The following is an 18,314-nucleotide window of genomic DNA, read 5'->3' as shown; positions in this document are numbered from 1 at the left end:
GCTTTGACTCATTTAAACCAATCACTTTTTCATAAGTAAATGAGTGATCTCTACCGCCGACATATCAACACGAGGCACATGCTTTTGGCCACACCAAAGTGGTGAAAAATCATCGCGCCCTGCTTTTTCAGCGCTTGCTCTAAGTGCCGTTATCGCGGTACTGGCATGAGGGAATTCAGGCACACCTATAGCCAAAGCGCCTAACTCATTCATTACACGATTTTGAATGCCTCGTGCCGCCCGACCAGAAAATAACGTAGTAAGCGCAGTATTATCCGTTTTCTGATTTAAAATTGCTTGCTTATGAGGCACTGACGTTTGCGCCTCGCGACATAATAAGTAAGCACTCCCGACTTGCACAGCGGCTGCACCTAAAGCTTGCATTTGCTCTACATCATCAGCGGTTGCAATACCGCCTGCGGCAACAATAGGCAAAGAAAGACGTGCCACACAGTTTTGAACTAACTGCACAGTTGATTGCTGCAAACTTAAATCCATTGATAAAAAATGCCCTCGATGGCCACCTGCTTCTAAACCCTGCGCAATAATAGCATCAGCGCCATTTTCACTCAGCCAAATAGCTTCATCTAAAGTGGTAGCAGTTGAAATCACTTTAGTGCCCCAGCTTTTGATTTGCGCCATAATCGTTTGCTCGGGTAAACCAAAATGAAAACTCACCACTGCGGGTTTATAAGGGGCAATAATATCAACAACCGATTGACTAATAGGTTGACGAGAAGCCCCTGCAGTTAAGCTTTCAGCATCAATACCATACTCATCAAAATAAGGCGCTAGCAAATTATGCCATTGCTGCTTTTGTTGGCTGGTGTAATCACCGACCGTATGACAAAAAAAGTTAAGGTTATAGGGATTACTTGTCGCTTGAGTCAGTTTATCAAGCTCGCTCACTAACTGTTGTTTTGAGAGCATTGCACAGGGTAATGATCCTAAACCACCTGCGTTACTCACCGCAGCAGCTAAACGAAAATCTTGCACACCCGCCATCGGCGCTTGAATAAGCGCTAAATGCGTATTAAAAAAAGATAACGCCACAACATACTCCTTGTAACTTTTTCAGTCGCCTGCACTTTTTACCGACATAAAACTAAATGATCACTAAAAATAATAATAGAATGAATCAAAAATTATAAAAAAACCAATAATTACAGCACATTAAAAATATAAAACAAATTAATACATAGTTGGTGTTAGCTTTGCACACTCCCTACATACTATTCGTAAGGAGATTATGATGACTAATACAGTAACAACGATCAATCCAAGTACTGAACAACCCATTGCAGAATATACGCTGCTTACTTTAGCACAAGCAAAAACCGAGATAGATAAAAGTCATGAGGCTTTCTTAGATTGGCGTCATATTTCACTCACTGATCGTGCCAAGTATTTAAACCAGCTAGCCTATCTGTTTGAACAACACAAAAAATCATTAGCCACACTTATGACTAATGAAATGGGTAAGTTGTATCAGCAAGGTTTGCAAGAGGTCAAGCTCTGCGCAGCAATTTGCCGCTACACCGCCGAGCACGGTCAAGTTCAATTGGCTGATGAAGAACGCCCAATGGAAAATGGTCACGCCGTTATTAGCTACCAGCCAACAGGCGTTTTATTAGGCATTCAACCTTGGAACTTTCCGCTATATCAAGTTGTACGTTATGCCGTTACTAATATCATGGCAGGCAATACCACTGTACTAAAACACGCTAGTAACGTGTTTGGTATGGCTGAAAAAATCGAAGCATTGTTTATTGAAGCAGGCTTTCCAAGCCATGTGTTTAAAAACTTATTAATCGATGGCAAAACTGCCAGCGAGCTAATAAGCCATAAAGCAATCCGTGGTGTTACCTTTACTGGCAGTGATGGCACTGGTAAAAAAGTAGCTGAACACGCTGGTAAACACGTTAAAAAAACCGTATTAGAACTTGGCAGTAACGATGCCTATTTAGTGCTTGATGATGCAGATTTAGAGCTTGCGATTAAAACCTGTGTGCAAGGGCGGATGATTAATAACGGGCAAACCTGCGTATCAGCAAAACGTTTTGTGGTAGTAGAAGCCTTATACGATGAGTTTAAAAAAGGCATAACAGAGCAATTTAACGCCTTAATAGTTGGCGATCCTATGGATGAAAACACCGATCTTGGTCCAATGGCACGCGAGGATTTAAGAGACAAAATTCATAAACAAGTAATGCAATCAGTTGAGGCTGGTGCGTCTATTGTGACTGGTGGCGAAATACCTAAGCAAACGGGTTATTTCTATCCAGCCACATTACTTGAGAACCTCTCTCCCGGCATGCCGGCCTACGACGATGAACTATTTGGCCCGGTCGCTTCACTTATCAAAGCTAAGAATAATGGAGATGCAATGCGTATCGCTAATGACTCACGTTATGGCTTGGGCGGCGGTATTTTTTCTAAAGATGAAAAGAAAGCCATTGAGCTTGCTAAAAAGCATTTTGATACCGGTATGGTTAACATAAATGGTTATGGGCTGGCCCAGCCAAACTTACCATTTGGTGGTGTTAAAGACAGTGGTTATGGTCGTGAGCATGGCGGCTTTGGCATTCGTGAATTTGTTAACATCAAAACCATTATGATCAATAGCTAATAACTCTCAATAAAAAATACTCTAAAGGGCCTTAATTGGCCCTTTTTTTATGACTAAATAAGTTAAGTGTACAATAACGGTTATTAGCTATATTTTACTTACTTCATCATTAAAGGTAGGCACTTCTCGGCTAGAAGTATTCTCCATTTGCAATTCATTAACCGCCTTTTGAATATCCATGTCGTCATCTAGTTGCTGGTTACTATTATCAGGCTTATGCACTAACTCAGTTAAAAGAGCAAAATGATCCGAGCCATATTTTTCTAGCCTTTTTATACGTTTAACAGTAAAGCCATGGCTATGGAATAAGTGGTCAAGCGGCCAGCGCATAAAGAAATACCCAGCATGAAAGGTATTAAAAAAACCTCGGCCTTTGCGTGGGTCTAAAAAGTCACTGATTTCCATAAATAAACGGGTACTTCTTGACCAAGCAACGTCATTTAAATCGCCAGCAACAATTGTTGGACGTTTGTTGTTCTTTAAAGCCTTAGCAAGCAAAATAAGTTCGGTATCTCGTGGCCTAGAGGTATCTTCTTCAGTAGGACTTGGAGGAGCAGGATGAATAAAATGACCTTGTACTTCAAGACCTTCTACAGTCTCAAATAGAACGTGAATTGAGGGAATATCGTTTTCTACAAGCTCACATACTTGTTGTTTTTTTATCTTATATTTACTGTATAAATGCATGCCGTAGCGATTATCTTTCGGGCAAAATATTTTGTATGGATAATCTTCTTCAATGGCTGCAAGTTGCTGTTGCCATTTAGTATCTGACTCAAGCGTAATAAGTAAATCTGGCTGGTGTTCATGGACTAAATCTATTAAGTCTTGGTAGCGAGTGTTCGACATCAACACATTAGCCGACATAATACGAATACTATGCCCACTGCCTGCGGGACTTTGCGCCACTTCTTTTTTAGCAAGCCAAGTATAAGGATATATCCATTTACCTTGAATAAGCAAAATTACAGTTGCCATGATTAGCGACGATACAACCAAAGGCGATAGTCCACTTAATGCAAAATAAACACCTAAAAGCAACCCAGCCAATGCAAGATAAAAAACCTGTAAACGAACAAAGTCGCAACTACGAATTAAATAATGCTGGCTGAAAGACATAGGTAAAAGTGTCACAACTAATAACACACTTAATATACTTACCAGCACAATTAGCATTCAATAATCCTTTATTAATAACGACTTAAAATTGACAAAATTTCGCGAGTATCATGCACCATATGAATGATGGTATCGTCTATTTCAATCGTAATACGACCATCACGGTCTATCGGTTTTACTACTCGACCATGGCGATAGATATCGTAATCTAATCTGTCACCTTTGTGGTACTTTTTTTGCCAACCAGGAGGCAATTGACCACCATTATCAACTTTTTTTTGTAATCCTGGCGGTAAACTCCCTTTACCTTTATTTTTGTCTTTGTCATGGTTATCATTTTTTGCAAAAGCTGCGCCGCTGCAAAGTACTAAGCCAAGCAAAGCAGTAGATAGAAGTGCTTTCATATTTTACTCCCTATTTAGTTCATTTAAAGAATAGCAATAATTCATGAACTCGTTATGAAGTAAATTAAATAACCCTACATCAAGTTGTGACTTGGTAAAAATTTAGTGACGAGTAACAATAGAGAGAATCTCTCGAGTGTCATGCACTAAATGAATTAGCTGATCATCAACTTCCAGTAAAATTATCCCCTTTCGGTCATGACGCTCAACAACTCGACCACGGCGGTAAATATCTCTATCAAGGCGATCGCCGCGATGATATTTTTTATACCAACCCGGCGGTAAGCCATGCCCGTAGCCTACTTTCTTGTATAAACCCGGCGGCAACTTTTTATAATCTGCTGACTTATGGTGTTTTTTATAATATTTTTTATGGTACTTTTTACTGTGCTTTTTATGCTCATGATGATGCTCATGGCGATGTTCATAACGATCATGTTCGCGCTCGTGCTTAGCATTTGCTGCAAACGGTAATAGGCTCAAACCAAGTACAGCCAAAGACAGAGGGATTAATTTATTCATAGCTACTTCCTAGCATAATCTGTGTGAATAACTAAAGCCTAACAAGTCAGCCTGAATGAAAGATGAAATGAATTGTAAACTTTGTAAAGGTAGTGAGTGCTTACAGTTTTGTGTTTTAACAAACAATTAGTTAGCTATATTAAAGAGAATAAATAATAAAAACTGGCTGACAGCTCACAACATATTCGTATATTATTAACTCACTTACCTTACTGGAGTTTGCGCATTAATGAATAACTAACACCTGTTGAAATTCGTTTTATTTTTTGAATTTACAGGGTTAGTGGGCGCAAAATTCGTCATATATCTTGCTATCGACTTAACGATACCTAATTAATTTTAATTGCTTTGCGCGCCATGCCCTGAACACTCCAGAGGCATTATGCATACATTACACATCCACAATTTAAGCTATCAACACCCTGATGGCCAAACTCAATTTAAACAACTTAGTTTTTCAATAAATGAAAAGCTCACCGCGATCATTGGTGCTAATGGCAGCGGTAAATCAATATTGTTGAGTATATTGGCAAACCAACAACAACCTAGTACGGGACATGTTGAATTTAGTGGTACTCGCGTGCTTATTTCACAGCAACAATTAAGTGAGCAGCACCTTCAAACATCGTCATCCACAATTGCACAACTATTAGGAGTTGATAAAAAGTTAGCCGCCCTTAATCGTATTGAGCAAGGAAGCTGCCATGAGGCTGACTTTAACCTAATCAATGATGATTGGTTATGCGAGCAATATTACAAACAACAACTTTTAGCCCTTGCTATTGATACCTCATTAAACCAGCCAATTAAGCATTTAAGCGGCGGTCAACAGCGGCGTTTAATGCTATTTTGCGCGTTGCAAACAAAGCCTGATTTACTGATTTTAGATGAGCCAAGTAACCATTTAGACCAATCAGCAAAGCAATGGCTAATTGACCAATTACATGCGTTTAAAGAGCAAGTAATTGTAGTAAGTCATGACCGCCAATTACTTAATCAATGCGATGCTATTATTGAGCTCAGCAGCCAAGGTGTTCATTATGAAACGGGTAACTATCAGCATTTTTGCCAACAGAAATCGCTGCAACAAACTGCGCTTACAAAGCAAATTAATAATCTTGACAAGGAGCGACAAAAACACCTTCAGCAAACCCAGCTTAATCGTGAAAAAGCCCAACAAAGAGCAGCACAAGGTAATAAAAAACGTAACACCACCAGCCAACCAAAAGTGATGTTAGACTTTAAGAAAAACAGTGCCCAAGCAAGTAAAGGCGCTTCTGAGCGGCTAGCCTCAGCCAAACGCAAAGCCCTAACCGAAAAACGCCAAACACTTCAACAGAAGTTACCAAATAGTAAAGCTAAAACAGTAAAGTTTACGCAACCGACTAGCAATAAACGCCTACTATTTATTGAAAAACTTACTTTGCCATTTTCAAGCGCTAATAAAGCAATCACCCTGCAAATTTTTAGTGGTGATAAGTTACACCTAAAAGGAGCCAATGGCAGCGGTAAGTCAACATTACTCCGGATGATTAATGACTCGGCAAATTCACCAGTATCAACAGCGCTTCAATTAAATAGTAAAGTGCTTTATATCGATCAACACAGCTCTTTTTTAGGAGCAACAGACACTTTATGCAATGCATTAGAAAAACACTGTCAGCTAAAACAACAAACAGTACGCCATTTGCTTGCGAATATTGGCTTTAAGGGAGAGAATATTTATCGGCCAATTAGTCAATTAAGCGGCGGCGAGAAAATGCAATTAGCCATGCTTATAGCGGCGCAAAATGCGCAGCACTATTTATTGTTACTCGATGAACCCGATAACCACTTAGACTTGGCTAACAAGCAACATCTTGCGCAAAATCTGGCTGATTTTACTGGCAGCTTTATATTGGTGAGCCACGATGAGGAGTTTATTAAGCAATCTAATGTACTAACTAACATTATCTTAAAATAGCACAGTGAGAACTTTTTCATCGTTCAAGGTTCAAACTCATCGGATCACTTAATTATAAAAAGGAATAATATGAAAACTCTAAAATTGGTTTTGGTGATTGTAATTACTTCGTTAGCTGGCTGCAGCACTATGCTCAGCCAAAATGCGAATCAAAAAACGCGCTCAAGTAGCTTGGTGGATTTTCTATACCCTGATGAACAAAGTCGCCAAGCCCATCAACCAAGCGTGCCAACACTCAACTTACCTGCCACTGTAGGTATTGCATTTATTCCTAACCAATATGACTCTGGCATTCGCAGTAACGACGAAATCGCCTTGCTTGAGAAAGTAAAAAAACAGTTTATGCAATATGACTACATTGACCGTATTGAAGTTATTCCTAGTAGTTATTTAAAAGGAGGTCAAGGATTTACCACTCTTGAGCAAGTATCTAGATTATATGACGTTGATATTATTGCGCTGGTATCATATGACCAAGTATCACAAACTCTCGAAAATAATGCTGCATTCTTATATTTAACAATTGTGGGGTTATACGTTATTCCTGGCAACGAAAACACCGTACAAACTTTTGTTGATACAGCTGTTTTCGATGTGAAAAGTAGAAAAATGCTGTTTCGAGCTCCGGGAATTAACAAAGTAGAGCAACGCAGTACAGCCGTCGGTATTGATGAAACCTTAAACGAGCAGTCGCAAGGCAGCTTTAGCTTAGCTGTTGATGACATGATCACAAACTTAGATGCTGAACTTGGTTCATTTAAAACCCGTGTCAAAGAAGACAAAATAGCCAATGTTAATCATAAAGACGGCAGCAGTGGTGGCAGTTTATATTTCTTATTAATGTTACTAACTGCTATGTTAATTTTAAAACAACACGAGCAAATAACTAAACAGCTCTACATTAAACTAACAAGCGTTTATCGCTAAAGCTTTAGAATTCCTAAAAAAGGTTATATCCTGCCCTTTTGAAATATCTTAGATAAAGGGCTTTCATGCTTTCTCGATTATTATCTCTGGCGCTGATCACACCTACAGCCTTTAATTCTTTCGCCGCGCAAAACGACATTGAACGCATTACCACTACAGCATCTCGTGCTGAGGTACGCGCCGATCCTCTTCCTTTAGTAATAAGCAGCATCACTAAAGCACAGTTAGATTTAATCGCACCGACCCATATCGAGCAAGTGTTAAAGCAAGTTGCAGGTGCCAATGTGCAACATGGTAACGGTCAAGAATATTTGCCCGCACTGCGCTCTCCGGTGCTTTCTGGCGCTGGCGCCTGTGGCGGTATTTTAACAGCCGAAGATGGCATCCCCCTGCGTGCGGCAGGCTTTTGCAATATTAACGAATTGTTTGAAACGCACACCGAAATGGCGCAGCGTATTGAAGTTTTAAAAGGCCCAGGCTCTGCCCTTTACGGCTCAAATGCTGTGCATGGCGTAATTAATGTGATCACCCCAGATACCACTTATGATGAACATTTGCTCGGCGTTGATTTAGGCTCTTACGGTTACAACCGATTCAAACTGCGCAGCGGAAAAGATTTAGGCAATCAAGGATTTGGTATCAATGCCAGTATCACTCGCGATACCGGATACCGTGATGATGAAAGCGTAGACCAAGAAAAGCTCAATCTGCGCCATCGCTATACAAGTGATGATCTATCCGTCACAACAGGATTGAGCTATACCCACTTAGATCAAAAAACTGCCGGATTTATTGAAGGCTTTGAAAGCTATAAAAACGATGAAATAGCCCAGCAAAACTTTGATCCTGATGCATTTAGAAAAGCCCGCTCATTTCGGCTTTGGTCAAAAACACAATGGCAAACAGCAAAAGATACGCTAACCATTACCCCGTATGTGCGCAATCAAAGTATGACCTTCTTTAAGCATTTTTTACCGGGCACACCGCTTGAAGAAAACAGCCAAAATGGCGTTGGCGTGCAATCACTTTGGCAGCATGCGTATTCAAACGAATTAACTGTTAATTTAGGGCTAGACAGCGAATACACCCGTGCAGATTTTTTGCAATATCAAGACGAGCCAACTCAAGGTTCAGCATTTTTAGTAGCAACTGTGCCACAAGGTAAGCATTACGATTACGATGTAACCAGCACCCTACTCGCCCCTTTTATTAGCCTTGATTGGCAATGGCAGCAACTCGCTATCAGTTTAGGCGCACGCTTTGAGCAGCTTGATTACGACTACACCAATAATATGCTGGCTGGTCGCACTGACGAGAATGGCAGCGAATGTGGATTTGGCGGTTGTCGTTACTCGCGCCCGCCAAGTAGTAAGAATACCTTTACCAATACATCGCCTAAACTTGGCTTGAGTTATCAATTAAGTGCTGATAATTATTTATATGCAAACCTATCTCGCGGTTACCGTGCGCCGCAAGCGGCTGAACTTTATCAGCTACAGCGCGAACAACAAGTGGCTGATCTCGAATCTGAAACAGCAGACAATCTAGAAGTGGGCCTCAAAGGGCAATATCAACAACTGCACTATGTAGTCTCTGCGTATGCGATGAATAAACAAAACGTGATTTTTCGCGACAGCGACTTTTTCACCATTAATGATGGCCAAACTCATCATCGTGGCATTGAGCTGGAGCTGGATTATCAACTTACTCAGTCGATTCAACTTGCCCTAGCAGCAAGCCATGCAATACACACATACGACTATGACCAAGTTTTATCTGAAGTAAACATTAACGGTAACGACATAGACACAGCACCGCGTAATATCGCCAACCTACAAGCTAACTGGCAAGTCACCAATAACACCTTAATTGCTATTGAGTGGCATCATGTCAGTGACTATTTCACCGATCCTGAAAACCAACACAGTTACGCAGGCCATGACTTACTAAATTTACGCGCAGCATGGCAACTGACTGAACAATTGAAACTAACCGCGCGCATTAACAATCTATTTGATACCGCCTATGCAGAGCGTGCCGATTACACCAGCTTTACTGGCGACCGTTATTTTCCTGGGCGACCACGTAATATAATGTTCTCAGCAAGTTACGCTTGGTAAATATTGAATTAAGTGATTTCTGCTATTACTCAAACTTTTTCTTTTTATCATGGCGATATGATTTTGAGTTGTAAGTTGCAGTCATCACTTTATCAACTCCAGCTAAAATCGACTCTTTTAAACCACTTAAGAGCAAGGCTTCATGTGAGCTCGAAACATATTCGATAATCCCTTGAGCTAACGATTCAACAATCTCTTGCGCATTCCTAATTACGATATACCCTTGATTAGCTAGCTTAATTAAGTGCTCACAGTCTGGGAACTCTTTGCTCTTACAAATATTAAGTGCCATTTTATTATTAATGGTTGGATAAATTAATGTATGAGTAATATCAAAAGGTGGAGAAACAAAAATATTGCTCATATCTGGCGTGTACTGCAGCGCAAAATTTTTAAGATGGGCGTCACCGTTACCAATTAAACAACTGAAAACAATGTACTTATACATTTTTTCAACTTCGAGCATATTATTCGTGTACAAATAGGTTGCTTTCAGTAAGGTTTCGTAACTTCCTCGATATTTTTCATCGGGATCTGAAGAACGCTTCATCAAAGTTGAAAAGTCTTCATAACCTAGCAACTGAGTGCCACTTTCACCACGATCAAAGCGTTCGATCACAAATGTTTCAAGGTTATCAGATAAATACGTATTTGGCGGTGCTAGACCGCAATATTTAGCTGCTTGCATGCACACATATTCATTAACAGTAAGCAGCTCAAACTCTTCATCAAATGATTTTACGATCAGATCTTTTTGATGAACTGTTCGCTCAACACTTGGAATACTTACTTTGGGTTGCATTCCTGACAAGGTATTCCTGAGATAGTATTTTTCTAATAACTGCGGAAATAAAGGCTGTGCATCAGAATACGTAAGAATATCGTTAAGTGACACGCTATCAACTTGCGGTAATTTAAAGTCACCTTGATAAGATAACATACCAATACCATCACTTCCTTGCAAAGCTAATAAGTACATATCGTTAACTTTGGCGTAACGAGCAAGCCTTTGTGCAATGTATCTACGGTTATGTCCTTCAGGTAAGTTTTGCGCAAAAATAGGGTGTAATGCACCAGATCGATAACTATCATCCATGCCTTTTTCAGTCATAGTTAATGATAGATTAAACTCATTTTGCGTTTGCTTATAATCGTGTATTGCATCATGAGTTAGCACACCCAGCTCTTTGTCATCTATACACACTGTCAACTTTTGTACTTTTTCAGGTAGGTTAAAAGCCATCACTAGCTATCCTCACTAAAAAGCTCGTTTAATTCATCCCAACGAGGTAACCGTGATTTAGACAAAGTTCTTGGTACTACAGCTAGCTCATAATCTAAATAATGAGTATAGCGCTCAAGGATATCCAATGATCCTGTAAATTTACCGTTTTCAATTTCAGATAGTGTGCTTTTATTAATGTTCGTCAATTTTTGCACTTCTCGTTGTGTTAGTTGTTTTTCTTTTCGCGCCTGAGCAAGCGCTTTTCCTATTTCTATTCTATTCATCGCAGCCACCAAAAACTCGCCATATAGCGAACATGGTAGTATAAAACAAAAAATATAGCTATATAGCGAACATAACTAGATTACCTTTTACTGTAATAGCTGTTTATACTGCTCAGTTAAGTGCACCTTGAGTTCTGGGTGCGCTACTAATAACTCAGCAAGCTGAGCTTTAGCGGCGGTTGTTTCACCATCAGCAATAAGTGTATCTATACGTTTAAATTTATTTGCTACCTCTGCGGTGATAATTTCAAGCTCTAATAATACTTCGCTTTTAGCGGTCATGCTTTGCGACTCAAATTGCCGTCCTGCCATGTAAGATTGTGTACTGCGTTGAAGCCTTTGAGTTTGCTTTAATTGCTCTAGCTGCTTTTGTTCTAGCACTTCGCTTTGCATCATTTCAGACGAGGCTGCAGGTGCTAAAGCAGTCTGTTCATCGGCTAAAATTTGTAGATCATTCATTGCCTCTGACGGCTTAAGATACTGAGTAGTATTTTGCATATATAAAACCGCGACTAACACCAGTGATGCCGCAGTAGATAATTGCCCATACCAAGTTTGGTAAAAGCGTTTGCGCTTATTAATATTGGTTACTTTGTTAGCATTAGCGGCTTCAGCTGCATGTTGTAATATTTGCTCATCAAGTTGTAAGCTTGGTTGCTCCGTTGCACCTCGTTTATAAAGTGAAGCAATATCATGATCGGTTAACTTATCGCTCATTGTTAGTCTCCATTTTATACTTGATACATTGCTTTAGCTTGGCTAGCGCGTAACGGATGCGGCTTTTGATATTTTCAGTTGTTTCTACCGCTAGTTCGGCAATTTCTTTGAGGGTAAAATCAGCTTCGTGTTTAAGTAAAAACGCCTCTTTTTGCTCACGTGGCAATTGTGCTAGGCACACTTTTAACTGCGCTGCTTGCTGAGCCTGCTCGAGCTTTTCAGCATCTGGTCGACTGTTATGATCAGCAAATTCGGCAATTTCAATGTCTTGATTATCACCGTCTAGCCATTTGTTTTGCGTACCAGTGCGGCGGTAATGATCAATCAATTCATTGTGCGCAATACGATACAACCAAGTGGTAAACTTAGCGCTCACTTGATACTGTGAGCGCGCTTTTATCAGCTTATTCCAGACTTCTTGATAAAGCTCTTCAGCCACTTGCGGGTTTGCGCACTGACGTAAAAAATAACGATATAAGCTATTTTTATGGCGTAGGTACAGCTGGGTAAAAGCCTGTACATCACCTTGTCCATAACTCAACATTAATTGCTCATCAGCTAGTTCTGTCATAACATCCTTTACTTAAATCATACCAATCGTGTTAAGTTATTAGTCATTTATAGCGACATATAAATAGAGTGATAACAAGGCATAAACTTTGACATATAGTTGTTCTATTTGAGAAATTTATAACACAGTTAGCGCTTTATTTAGCGCGCTAGAATGACTAAATATTTAAGTTGATTGGTATCACAGTGCCGCAGCATTATTAACGAGTTGCACAAACTCACTACGATAGCCAAATGTGTCTATGCCTTTGTTAGCGGTTGCCAATTTAGCGCAATCTTCATACTGCCAGTCTCCGGTATATTTTGCACCTTTTAATAACTGCGCAAAACCAGCCACTGCGGCGGCAAATTTAAAGTCTTGGCTGGCTTGCGATAAAGGCAGCTCACCTTTAGGTGTTGCTACAGCTTGAGTGATCAACTTACTTTGCTCAGCGTCAGGCTGTTTATAACGCACTTTTACAAAGGCGAGTTCATTGCTGGTAGCCAGTTTTTTGTCTTCTTTAGATTGGTAACGCAGCTCATCTATTTGTTTATGGTCGGAGTTGACTAAGGTTATTTCATACAGCGCAGTCACGCTATGCCCAGCCCCTAACTCTGCGGCATCGACCTTATCGTTATTAAAATCTTCATTAGCGAGTACGCGATTTTGATAACCAATTAAACGATATTCAGCCACCTGCTGTGGATTGAATTCCACTTGAATTTTTACGTCTTTGGCAATAATTTGCATAGTACTGCTGAGTTCATCGACCAGTACTTTGCGTGCTTCGTTTATGTTATCTATGTAAGCATGCTGGCCGTTACCTATATTTGCCAGTTGCTCCATTAGGCCATCATTATAATTACCTTGGCCAAATCCCAAAGTAGTTAAGGCAATCCCCGTCTTGCGCTTAGATGCCACCAGCTCTTTGAGCTTATCGATTGATTGGGTGCCCACATTAAAGTCGCCATCAGTGGCTAAAATCACCCGATTAATACCTCCTTTTTTAAAATTTTCGGCCGCAATTTGATAAGCCAGTTCAATACCTTGCTCGCCATTAGTTGAGCCGCCTGCTGCCAGTTTATCTAACGCGGCGCTGATAGTTTGTTGATCATTGCCTTTCGTTGCTGGCAAAACCACGCCTGCGGCACCGGCATACACGACAATGGCAACTGAATCATTTTCATCTAATTGTTTAGTTAACATGGTTAAACTGGTTTTTAATAAGGGTAAATTATTTGGTGCATTCATAGAGCCAGATACATCCAGTAAAAACACTAAATTCGCTGCCTTTAAATCGGCTTTTTCAATCTCAAAACCTTTAATGCCAATTTTTAACAGTTGCCGATGCTCATTCCAAGGAGCTGTTGCCATCTCGGTATGAACATTAAAAGGTGTAGCTATGCTATTGGGTGCACTGTAATCGTAGTCAAAATAATTAATAAAAGCTTCTTCTCGCACTGCGTCATTAGGTGGTAATTTCCCCATATTGAGCATACGCCGAGTATTGCTGTAACTGCCCGTATCAACATCAATTGAAAAGGTTGAAACCGGTTCAGTACCAACTTGTTTTACTGGGTTTTGCTGGGATTTCAAATAGTTTTCACGTTCTTGTTCAGTAGTAAATACCACATCATCAATAGGCATTGGTTGTGGCATTTGCGGCATTAACATAACACTTGCATGCGTTAAACCTTGAGGGCTTGCTGCGTAGCTTACCGGGTGCAATCGTTGTCGTTTTTGCAGCTGAACTTGCTGCTCAAGCCCCTGTTGACTATCTACTTCAGTTTGCGTTACTTCGATCGCATCTGTTTGTTGCTCTTGCTCTTTAACAGAGCTACGTGATGTGTGATCACAGCCAGCTAAACCAGCCAAAACCGCGATACTTAATAGCGTCAAACGCAAATTGTTTTTACCATAGTGGTAACATGTAGTGTGGTTCATAAACTCACCTTGTTATTAATTAGGATTACTAAACCTATTAACGGATGACTTTAAAAAGTAGGGTTAATTATTTTTAAAATACCCTGCTGAACAAGGAATTGTTAAGAATAAGTTATTCAAATTTAAAGAGTAATCAGCTGGCAATTTAATATCAACGTCAGTTGCGTTGGGGTATAATTACGCTACCTGCCATCTACTTGGTGACTTTAGTTTTGTATTCAACTCCAATTAAACGGACTTTATTTTCCACTGCGATTTTAATTTTAGGCATTATTTTTATTGCCGCTAACTTACGCGCCCCCGTTACAGGGCTTGCTCCTGTGCTTGAGCAAATAATTTTGACCTTTAACTTAAGCCCTTCGCAAGCCGGTATGCTCACAACACTGCCGTTAATTGCCTTTGCTTTAGCCAGCCCGATGGCGGCAAGTCTTGCTAAAAAACAAGGGCTAGAAATATCATTGTTTATTGCGCTTATTCTGATTGGTTTGGGCCTGGCTTCACGACTGATTGACTCTATGCCAATGCTTTACTTAGGCACAGCAGTCATTGGCATCGGTATCGCAATTGGTAACGTACTGTTACCGAGTTTAATTAAACGCGACTTCCCACATAAAGTTGCAGTGATGACCTCTACTTACGTACTAGCAATGGGAATTTTTGGTGGTAGTTATGCCGCGCTTATTATTCCGCTGGCTGAATATAAAAGTATCGGCTGGCAATTAGCCCTTGCTTGTTATGGCTTACTTACCCTAGTGAGTATTGTTATTTGGCTACCACAGTTAAAACTTCATACTAAGCCAACAAAAGATCTACTGGCGAGTGTCAACACCAACAAAGTATGGCACGAGGCGCTTGCGTGGCAAATTACCTTATTGCTGGGGTTAAATTCATTTTTTACCTATATTATGATTAGTTGGTTGCCGAGCATTTTGATTGAAGCAGGTCATACAGCACAACACGCGGGAGCTTTGCAAGGCGCATTTCAGGTAGCCTCAGCAACCCCTGGCATCATCTTAATACCGCTACTTGCCAAGCTTAAAGATCAACGCATATTAACTAGCTTATTAGCGCTGGTAGCCGCATTTTGCTCATTAGGATTACTGTTTATCCCTGAGTTTGCAGCAATGTGGGCTATTACCTTAGGATTTTGTTCAGGAGCATGTTTTATTCTAGGGTTATCGTTTATTAGCTTACGTACCCATGACACCCGTCAAGCTACATCACTTTCAGGCATGGCACAGTGTTTGGGTTATTTGCTTGCAGCCTCTGGGCCTATTATCGCAGGCTCATTACATAGCTACTTTGGCAATTGGACAACCACCTTATGGTTATGTGCCTTCGCCAGCGCTTTATGTGCTGTATTTGGTTATCTAGGTGGGCGTAATATCACTATGAGAAGTGCTCATTAAACCAATTAAATAATGAGCAAAGATAAAATTAAAAATGCGCTATATGGGTAACCACATAGCGCATTTTTTAACTCTATATAATGTATTAGCGAACGGCTAAAACAATTAGACCAGGTAGAACAAAGAACGACCCCAACACATAACCCAATGCAGCCGATTTATTCTTCGTACCAATTTCAGCCAGCTTTTCAGCCAATTTAATTGGGATTTCGCGTAAGACCGGAATGCCATATATAAGTGCCACAGCAAACACATTAAACATTACATGTACTAGCGCGATTGTTAGCGCTACTTCAGCCATAGGCCCAGTGATAGAAGTTGCTGCTAATAATGCAGTTATAGTTGTACCAATATTAGCACCTAATGTGAATGGGTAAATTTGGCGCGTTGTAAATACACCACTACCTGCAAGCGGAATCATTAAACTTGTTGTTGTTGACGACGATTGCACCATAATCGTTACAGCGGCACCAGATGTAATACCAGCCACCGGACCACGGCCTATTGCACCGTGCAGTATGTCTTTCGCCTTACCAACAAGTGCCTTTTTAAGGAGCTTACCAAGTGTTGTTACAGCGAATAAAATTAAGCAAATACCGGCAATAACCATCGCTGCCCCCAACATTTTTGTATCTAAAAAGCTAAATGCATCTTTGATTACACCTACCACAGGCTTAACCAATGGCTTAATAAAGTTGTAGCTATTTAATGATAAGTCAGCATCACCTACAAATAAGTGCGACAACATGGCGGAGAGTTTCTGTAGTAAACCAAACATGATTTCAAGCGGTAAAAATATCGCTACAGCAAATAAGTTAAAAAAGTCATGAACCGTAGAGGCTGCGAATGCACGCTGAAACTCTTCTTTTGAGCGAATATGGCCAATAGATACCAAAGTATTTGTAATAGTTGTGCCAATATTTGCCCCCATCACCATAGGGATAGCAATACTTAAAGGCAGACCACCAGCAACAAGCCCAACAATTACTGACGTTACCGTAGAAGATGATTGTACTAAAGCGGTTGCTAAAGCCCCCAGTAGTAAAGCAATAAACGGATTTGTTGCAAACGCAAAAATTTCTTGTGCGCCCTCGGTACCACCGGACGCTAGCTTGAAGCCACCACTGACAGTGCCCACGGCAACCAATACTAAATAAACTAAAAAGGCAATGGCAGCCCAGTTAAGTGTTTTAATTAATAGCGTGCTCTGCTTTGATTCACTCATGTTTAAATCTCAATTTTTGTCTTGCCGATTGTGGCATTTTGATGACGTTTTTGTTTCAAAGCACATTAGAACATCCGAATATTACAGAAATATTTCACTCAAATTAACGCGTGTTCGAAATTGGTTAAATTACGAAATAAAAGTAACTTACATTTCGCGCTAGTTTTTTAAAAAATAAAAATAAACAATATATTCAAAAGCTTAAATATAGAGCAACCCTTTACATTGATTTACAGAGCAGCCAAAAGAGCTATTGTCTACTGTTAATTAAACACTTAAATACTCTTTTAAAATGATGGAAAAATTAATAACTAATTTTAAAAATTGTAATATGACACATAAGACAACTAGCTCATAAAGCAATCGTACATTTTACCTTATTGACTGTTAGGTTAAACTTCACTCAACCACACAAACTAATCTTAAAGCATTGCCTTTAATAAAATAGCAGGCAAAGTACTTGATCCCTTTAATGAGAGTAAGTATTTAGCATCTTTTGATGCTAAATAACGGCATAAGAAAAGTACTAACGGTTTTTATACTGGGTTTTACAGTGGCTGCGCATAATAGCGGGATTGCGTAACTTTAAATGTTTTGTTGTACGGCCAGCATGGCGCTTGCGCCAAACTTTAAACGAACCCGATGAGATATTGTCGCGCATAAAATTAACTAACTGGGAATGATTTAAACCATAAAGGTTTTCAATGGCTTCAAATGGCGTGCGATCTTCCCATGCCATCTCGATAATTCTAGACACTTGGCTACTATCAAACATAACAGACTCTTCTACAAAATATCTTTATACCCGACATAGCAAGAATACGATCAATCTGTAATTTCAACTCGCCATGGTGGATTCAGCCGATTACACCCCGCCCAATAAAGTTTAATTTTATTACCTGATGGGTCTTTTAACACAGCTTCTCGCCATAAATAACGCTGCTCGGTGATCACTGATTCAAACTCAAAGCCCTTATCTTTTAAGGAGGCGACCCACTTTTCTAGTTCTGCGCTTTCAAAATATATAACCGCGCCATTACTAAACACATCATCGGTTAATAATAAAGAAAATGTAGCTTTATTAGGGCACTCAAAGCGTGAATAATGATCCATTTTTACAATTTGTGTAAAGCCCATGGCCAGGTAAAATTGATTTGCTTTTTCGATGTCAGAGACAGGTAAAGTGATTTGATTAAGGTTCATAGTCGTTACCTAAATATTGAGTTAGATAACGACTTTAAAACCTTAACTTAACTTGAGGTCAATTAGTAATTGG

Annotated in this window: 17 protein-coding genes; 5 read left to right on the top strand and 12 right to left on the bottom strand. The window is 39.9% G+C overall.

Annotation, left to right across the window (positions count from 1 at the left end):
• Nucleotides 1–21 precede the first annotated feature (21 nt).
• The gene (locus H5163_RS05480; protein WP_182734612.1) at nt 22–1,053 is read right to left on the bottom strand and encodes a nitronate monooxygenase family protein; all 1,032 of its coding nucleotides are present in this window, start codon (nt 1,051–1,053) and stop codon (nt 22–24) included.
• A gap of 199 nt (nt 1,054–1,252) precedes the next feature.
• On the opposite strand from H5163_RS05480, the gene H5163_RS05475 reads away from it, so the two are divergent.
• Nucleotides 1,253–2,629, top strand: a complete 1,377-nt coding sequence (locus H5163_RS05475; RefSeq protein ID WP_182734639.1) for an NAD-dependent succinate-semialdehyde dehydrogenase — start codon at nt 1,253–1,255, stop codon at nt 2,627–2,629.
• 87 nt (nt 2,630–2,716) lie between these two features.
• Here the strand turns inward: H5163_RS05475 and H5163_RS05470 are convergent, their stop codons facing one another.
• The 3 genes from H5163_RS05470 to H5163_RS05460 all read right to left on the bottom strand — a co-directional run bounded on the left by H5163_RS05470 (nt 2,717) and on the right by H5163_RS05460 (nt 4,674).
• Nucleotides 2,717–3,805: an endonuclease/exonuclease/phosphatase family protein gene (locus H5163_RS05470; RefSeq protein WP_145241206.1), complete on the bottom strand. Its 1,089-nt coding sequence runs from the start codon at nt 3,803–3,805 to the stop codon at nt 2,717–2,719.
• A 14-nt stretch (nt 3,806–3,819) separates the two neighbouring features.
• The gene (locus tag H5163_RS05465) at nt 3,820–4,152 is read right to left on the bottom strand and encodes a hypothetical protein (protein WP_145241208.1); all 333 of its coding nucleotides are present in this window, start codon (nt 4,150–4,152) and stop codon (nt 3,820–3,822) included.
• 102 nt (nt 4,153–4,254) lie between these two features.
• Nucleotides 4,255–4,674: a hypothetical protein gene (locus tag H5163_RS05460; protein ID WP_145241209.1), complete on the bottom strand. Its 420-nt coding sequence runs from the start codon at nt 4,672–4,674 to the stop codon at nt 4,255–4,257.
• A gap of 382 nt (nt 4,675–5,056) precedes the next feature.
• On the opposite strand from H5163_RS05460, the gene H5163_RS05455 reads away from it, so the two are divergent.
• The 3 genes from H5163_RS05455 (at nt 5,057) to H5163_RS05445 (ending at nt 9,684) form a co-directional block, all read left to right on the top strand.
• Complete coding sequence (locus H5163_RS05455; RefSeq protein WP_182734611.1) at nt 5,057–6,637, top strand: ATP-binding cassette domain-containing protein; 1,581 nt, start codon at nt 5,057–5,059, stop codon at nt 6,635–6,637.
• Nucleotides 6,638–6,706: 69 nt separating this feature from the next.
• A complete protein-coding gene (gene rhlP / locus H5163_RS05450) occupies nt 6,707–7,564 on the top strand; it encodes a rhombotarget lipoprotein (protein ID WP_182731815.1) in 858 nt (285 codons plus the stop codon).
• Nucleotides 7,565–7,629: 65 nt separating this feature from the next.
• Nucleotides 7,630–9,684 carry a TonB-dependent receptor gene (locus H5163_RS05445; protein WP_182734610.1) on the top strand — a complete coding sequence of 685 codons (2,055 nt, stop codon included), beginning with the start codon at nt 7,630–7,632 and terminating at the stop codon, nt 9,682–9,684.
• A 25-nt stretch (nt 9,685–9,709) separates the two neighbouring features.
• Here H5163_RS05445 and H5163_RS05440 read toward each other — a convergent pair whose 3' ends face one another.
• The 5 genes from H5163_RS05440 to H5163_RS05420 form a co-directional block, all read right to left on the bottom strand.
• Complete coding sequence (locus H5163_RS05440) at nt 9,710–10,927, bottom strand: type II toxin-antitoxin system HipA family toxin (RefSeq protein WP_182734608.1); 1,218 nt, start codon at nt 10,925–10,927, stop codon at nt 9,710–9,712.
• Nucleotides 10,928–10,929: 2 nt separating this feature from the next.
• On the bottom strand, nt 10,930–11,193 hold the full coding sequence (locus H5163_RS05435; protein WP_182731812.1) for a helix-turn-helix domain-containing protein: 264 nt from the start codon (nt 11,191–11,193) through the stop codon (nt 10,930–10,932).
• Between the two features lie 87 nt (nt 11,194–11,280).
• The gene (locus H5163_RS05430) at nt 11,281–11,910 is read right to left on the bottom strand and encodes a hypothetical protein (protein WP_145241221.1); all 630 of its coding nucleotides are present in this window, start codon (nt 11,908–11,910) and stop codon (nt 11,281–11,283) included.
• On the bottom strand, nt 11,900–12,481 hold the full coding sequence (locus H5163_RS05425) for a sigma-70 family RNA polymerase sigma factor (RefSeq protein ID WP_145241223.1): 582 nt from the start codon (nt 12,479–12,481) through the stop codon (nt 11,900–11,902). Before H5163_RS05425 ends, H5163_RS05430 begins: the two co-directional genes overlap by 11 nt.
• A gap of 180 nt (nt 12,482–12,661) precedes the next feature.
• Nucleotides 12,662–14,404, bottom strand: coding sequence for a VWA domain-containing protein (locus H5163_RS05420; protein ID WP_182734607.1), 1,743 nt, complete (start codon nt 14,402–14,404; stop codon nt 12,662–12,664).
• Between the two features lie 212 nt (nt 14,405–14,616).
• Here H5163_RS05420 and H5163_RS05415 point away from each other — a divergent pair, with 212 nt between their 5' ends.
• Nucleotides 14,617–15,813 (top strand): MFS transporter, encoded by a 1,197-nt coding sequence (locus H5163_RS05415; protein WP_259398236.1) that lies wholly within the window; start codon nt 14,617–14,619, stop codon nt 15,811–15,813.
• An 85-nt stretch (nt 15,814–15,898) separates the two neighbouring features.
• Here the strand turns inward: H5163_RS05415 and H5163_RS05410 are convergent, their stop codons facing one another.
• The 3 genes from H5163_RS05410 to H5163_RS05400 all read right to left on the bottom strand — a co-directional run bounded on the left by H5163_RS05410 (nt 15,899) and on the right by H5163_RS05400 (nt 18,241).
• Nucleotides 15,899–17,038, bottom strand: a complete 1,140-nt coding sequence (locus H5163_RS05410) for a Na/Pi symporter (protein ID WP_182734601.1) — start codon at nt 17,036–17,038, stop codon at nt 15,899–15,901.
• Between the two features lie 526 nt (nt 17,039–17,564).
• Entirely contained in the window at nt 17,565–17,813 is a 249-nt protein-coding gene (locus tag H5163_RS05405) for a TIGR03643 family protein (protein WP_182734599.1), read from the bottom strand.
• A gap of 50 nt (nt 17,814–17,863) precedes the next feature.
• Nucleotides 17,864–18,241 (bottom strand): VOC family protein, encoded by a 378-nt coding sequence (locus tag H5163_RS05400; protein ID WP_182734598.1) that lies wholly within the window; start codon nt 18,239–18,241, stop codon nt 17,864–17,866.
• Nucleotides 18,242–18,314 lie beyond the last annotated feature (73 nt).

Origin of the sequence: Pseudoalteromonas sp. SG44-8 (assembly GCF_014164125.1) — a bacterium.
Lineage (GTDB): Bacteria > Pseudomonadota > Gammaproteobacteria > Enterobacterales > Alteromonadaceae > Pseudoalteromonas > Pseudoalteromonas rhizosphaerae.
Note: the sequence above shows the minus strand (reverse complement) of the source record. Positions and strands in the feature narration are given on the sequence as shown.

Coding starts and splice junctions, on each gene's coding strand:
- H5163_RS05475 (WP_182734639.1), top strand. CDS start 1,253: ATGACTAATACAGTAACAACGATCAATCCAAGTACTGAACAACCCATT.
- H5163_RS05470 (WP_145241206.1), bottom strand. CDS start 3,805: ATGCTAATTGTGCTGGTAAGTATATTAAGTGTGTTATTAGTTGTGACA.
- H5163_RS05465 (WP_145241208.1), bottom strand. CDS start 4,152: ATGAAAGCACTTCTATCTACTGCTTTGCTTGGCTTAGTACTTTGCAGC.
- H5163_RS05460 (WP_145241209.1), bottom strand. CDS start 4,674: ATGAATAAATTAATCCCTCTGTCTTTGGCTGTACTTGGTTTGAGCCTA.
- H5163_RS05455 (WP_182734611.1), top strand. CDS start 5,057: ATGCATACATTACACATCCACAATTTAAGCTATCAACACCCTGATGGC.
- rhlP (WP_182731815.1), top strand. CDS start 6,707: ATGAAAACTCTAAAATTGGTTTTGGTGATTGTAATTACTTCGTTAGCT.
- H5163_RS05445 (WP_182734610.1), top strand. CDS start 7,630: ATGCTTTCTCGATTATTATCTCTGGCGCTGATCACACCTACAGCCTTT.
- H5163_RS05440 (WP_182734608.1), bottom strand. CDS start 10,927: ATGGCTTTTAACCTACCTGAAAAAGTACAAAAGTTGACAGTGTGTATA.
- H5163_RS05435 (WP_182731812.1), bottom strand. CDS start 11,193: ATGAATAGAATAGAAATAGGAAAAGCGCTTGCTCAGGCGCGAAAAGAA.
- H5163_RS05430 (WP_145241221.1), bottom strand. CDS start 11,910: ATGAGCGATAAGTTAACCGATCATGATATTGCTTCACTTTATAAACGA.
- H5163_RS05425 (WP_145241223.1), bottom strand. CDS start 12,481: ATGACAGAACTAGCTGATGAGCAATTAATGTTGAGTTATGGACAAGGT.
- H5163_RS05420 (WP_182734607.1), bottom strand. CDS start 14,404: ATGAACCACACTACATGTTACCACTATGGTAAAAACAATTTGCGTTTG.
- H5163_RS05410 (WP_182734601.1), bottom strand. CDS start 17,038: ATGAGTGAATCAAAGCAGAGCACGCTATTAATTAAAACACTTAACTGG.
- H5163_RS05405 (WP_182734599.1), bottom strand. CDS start 17,813: ATGTTTGATAGTAGCCAAGTGTCTAGAATTATCGAGATGGCATGGGAA.
- H5163_RS05400 (WP_182734598.1), bottom strand. CDS start 18,241: ATGAACCTTAATCAAATCACTTTACCTGTCTCTGACATCGAAAAAGCA.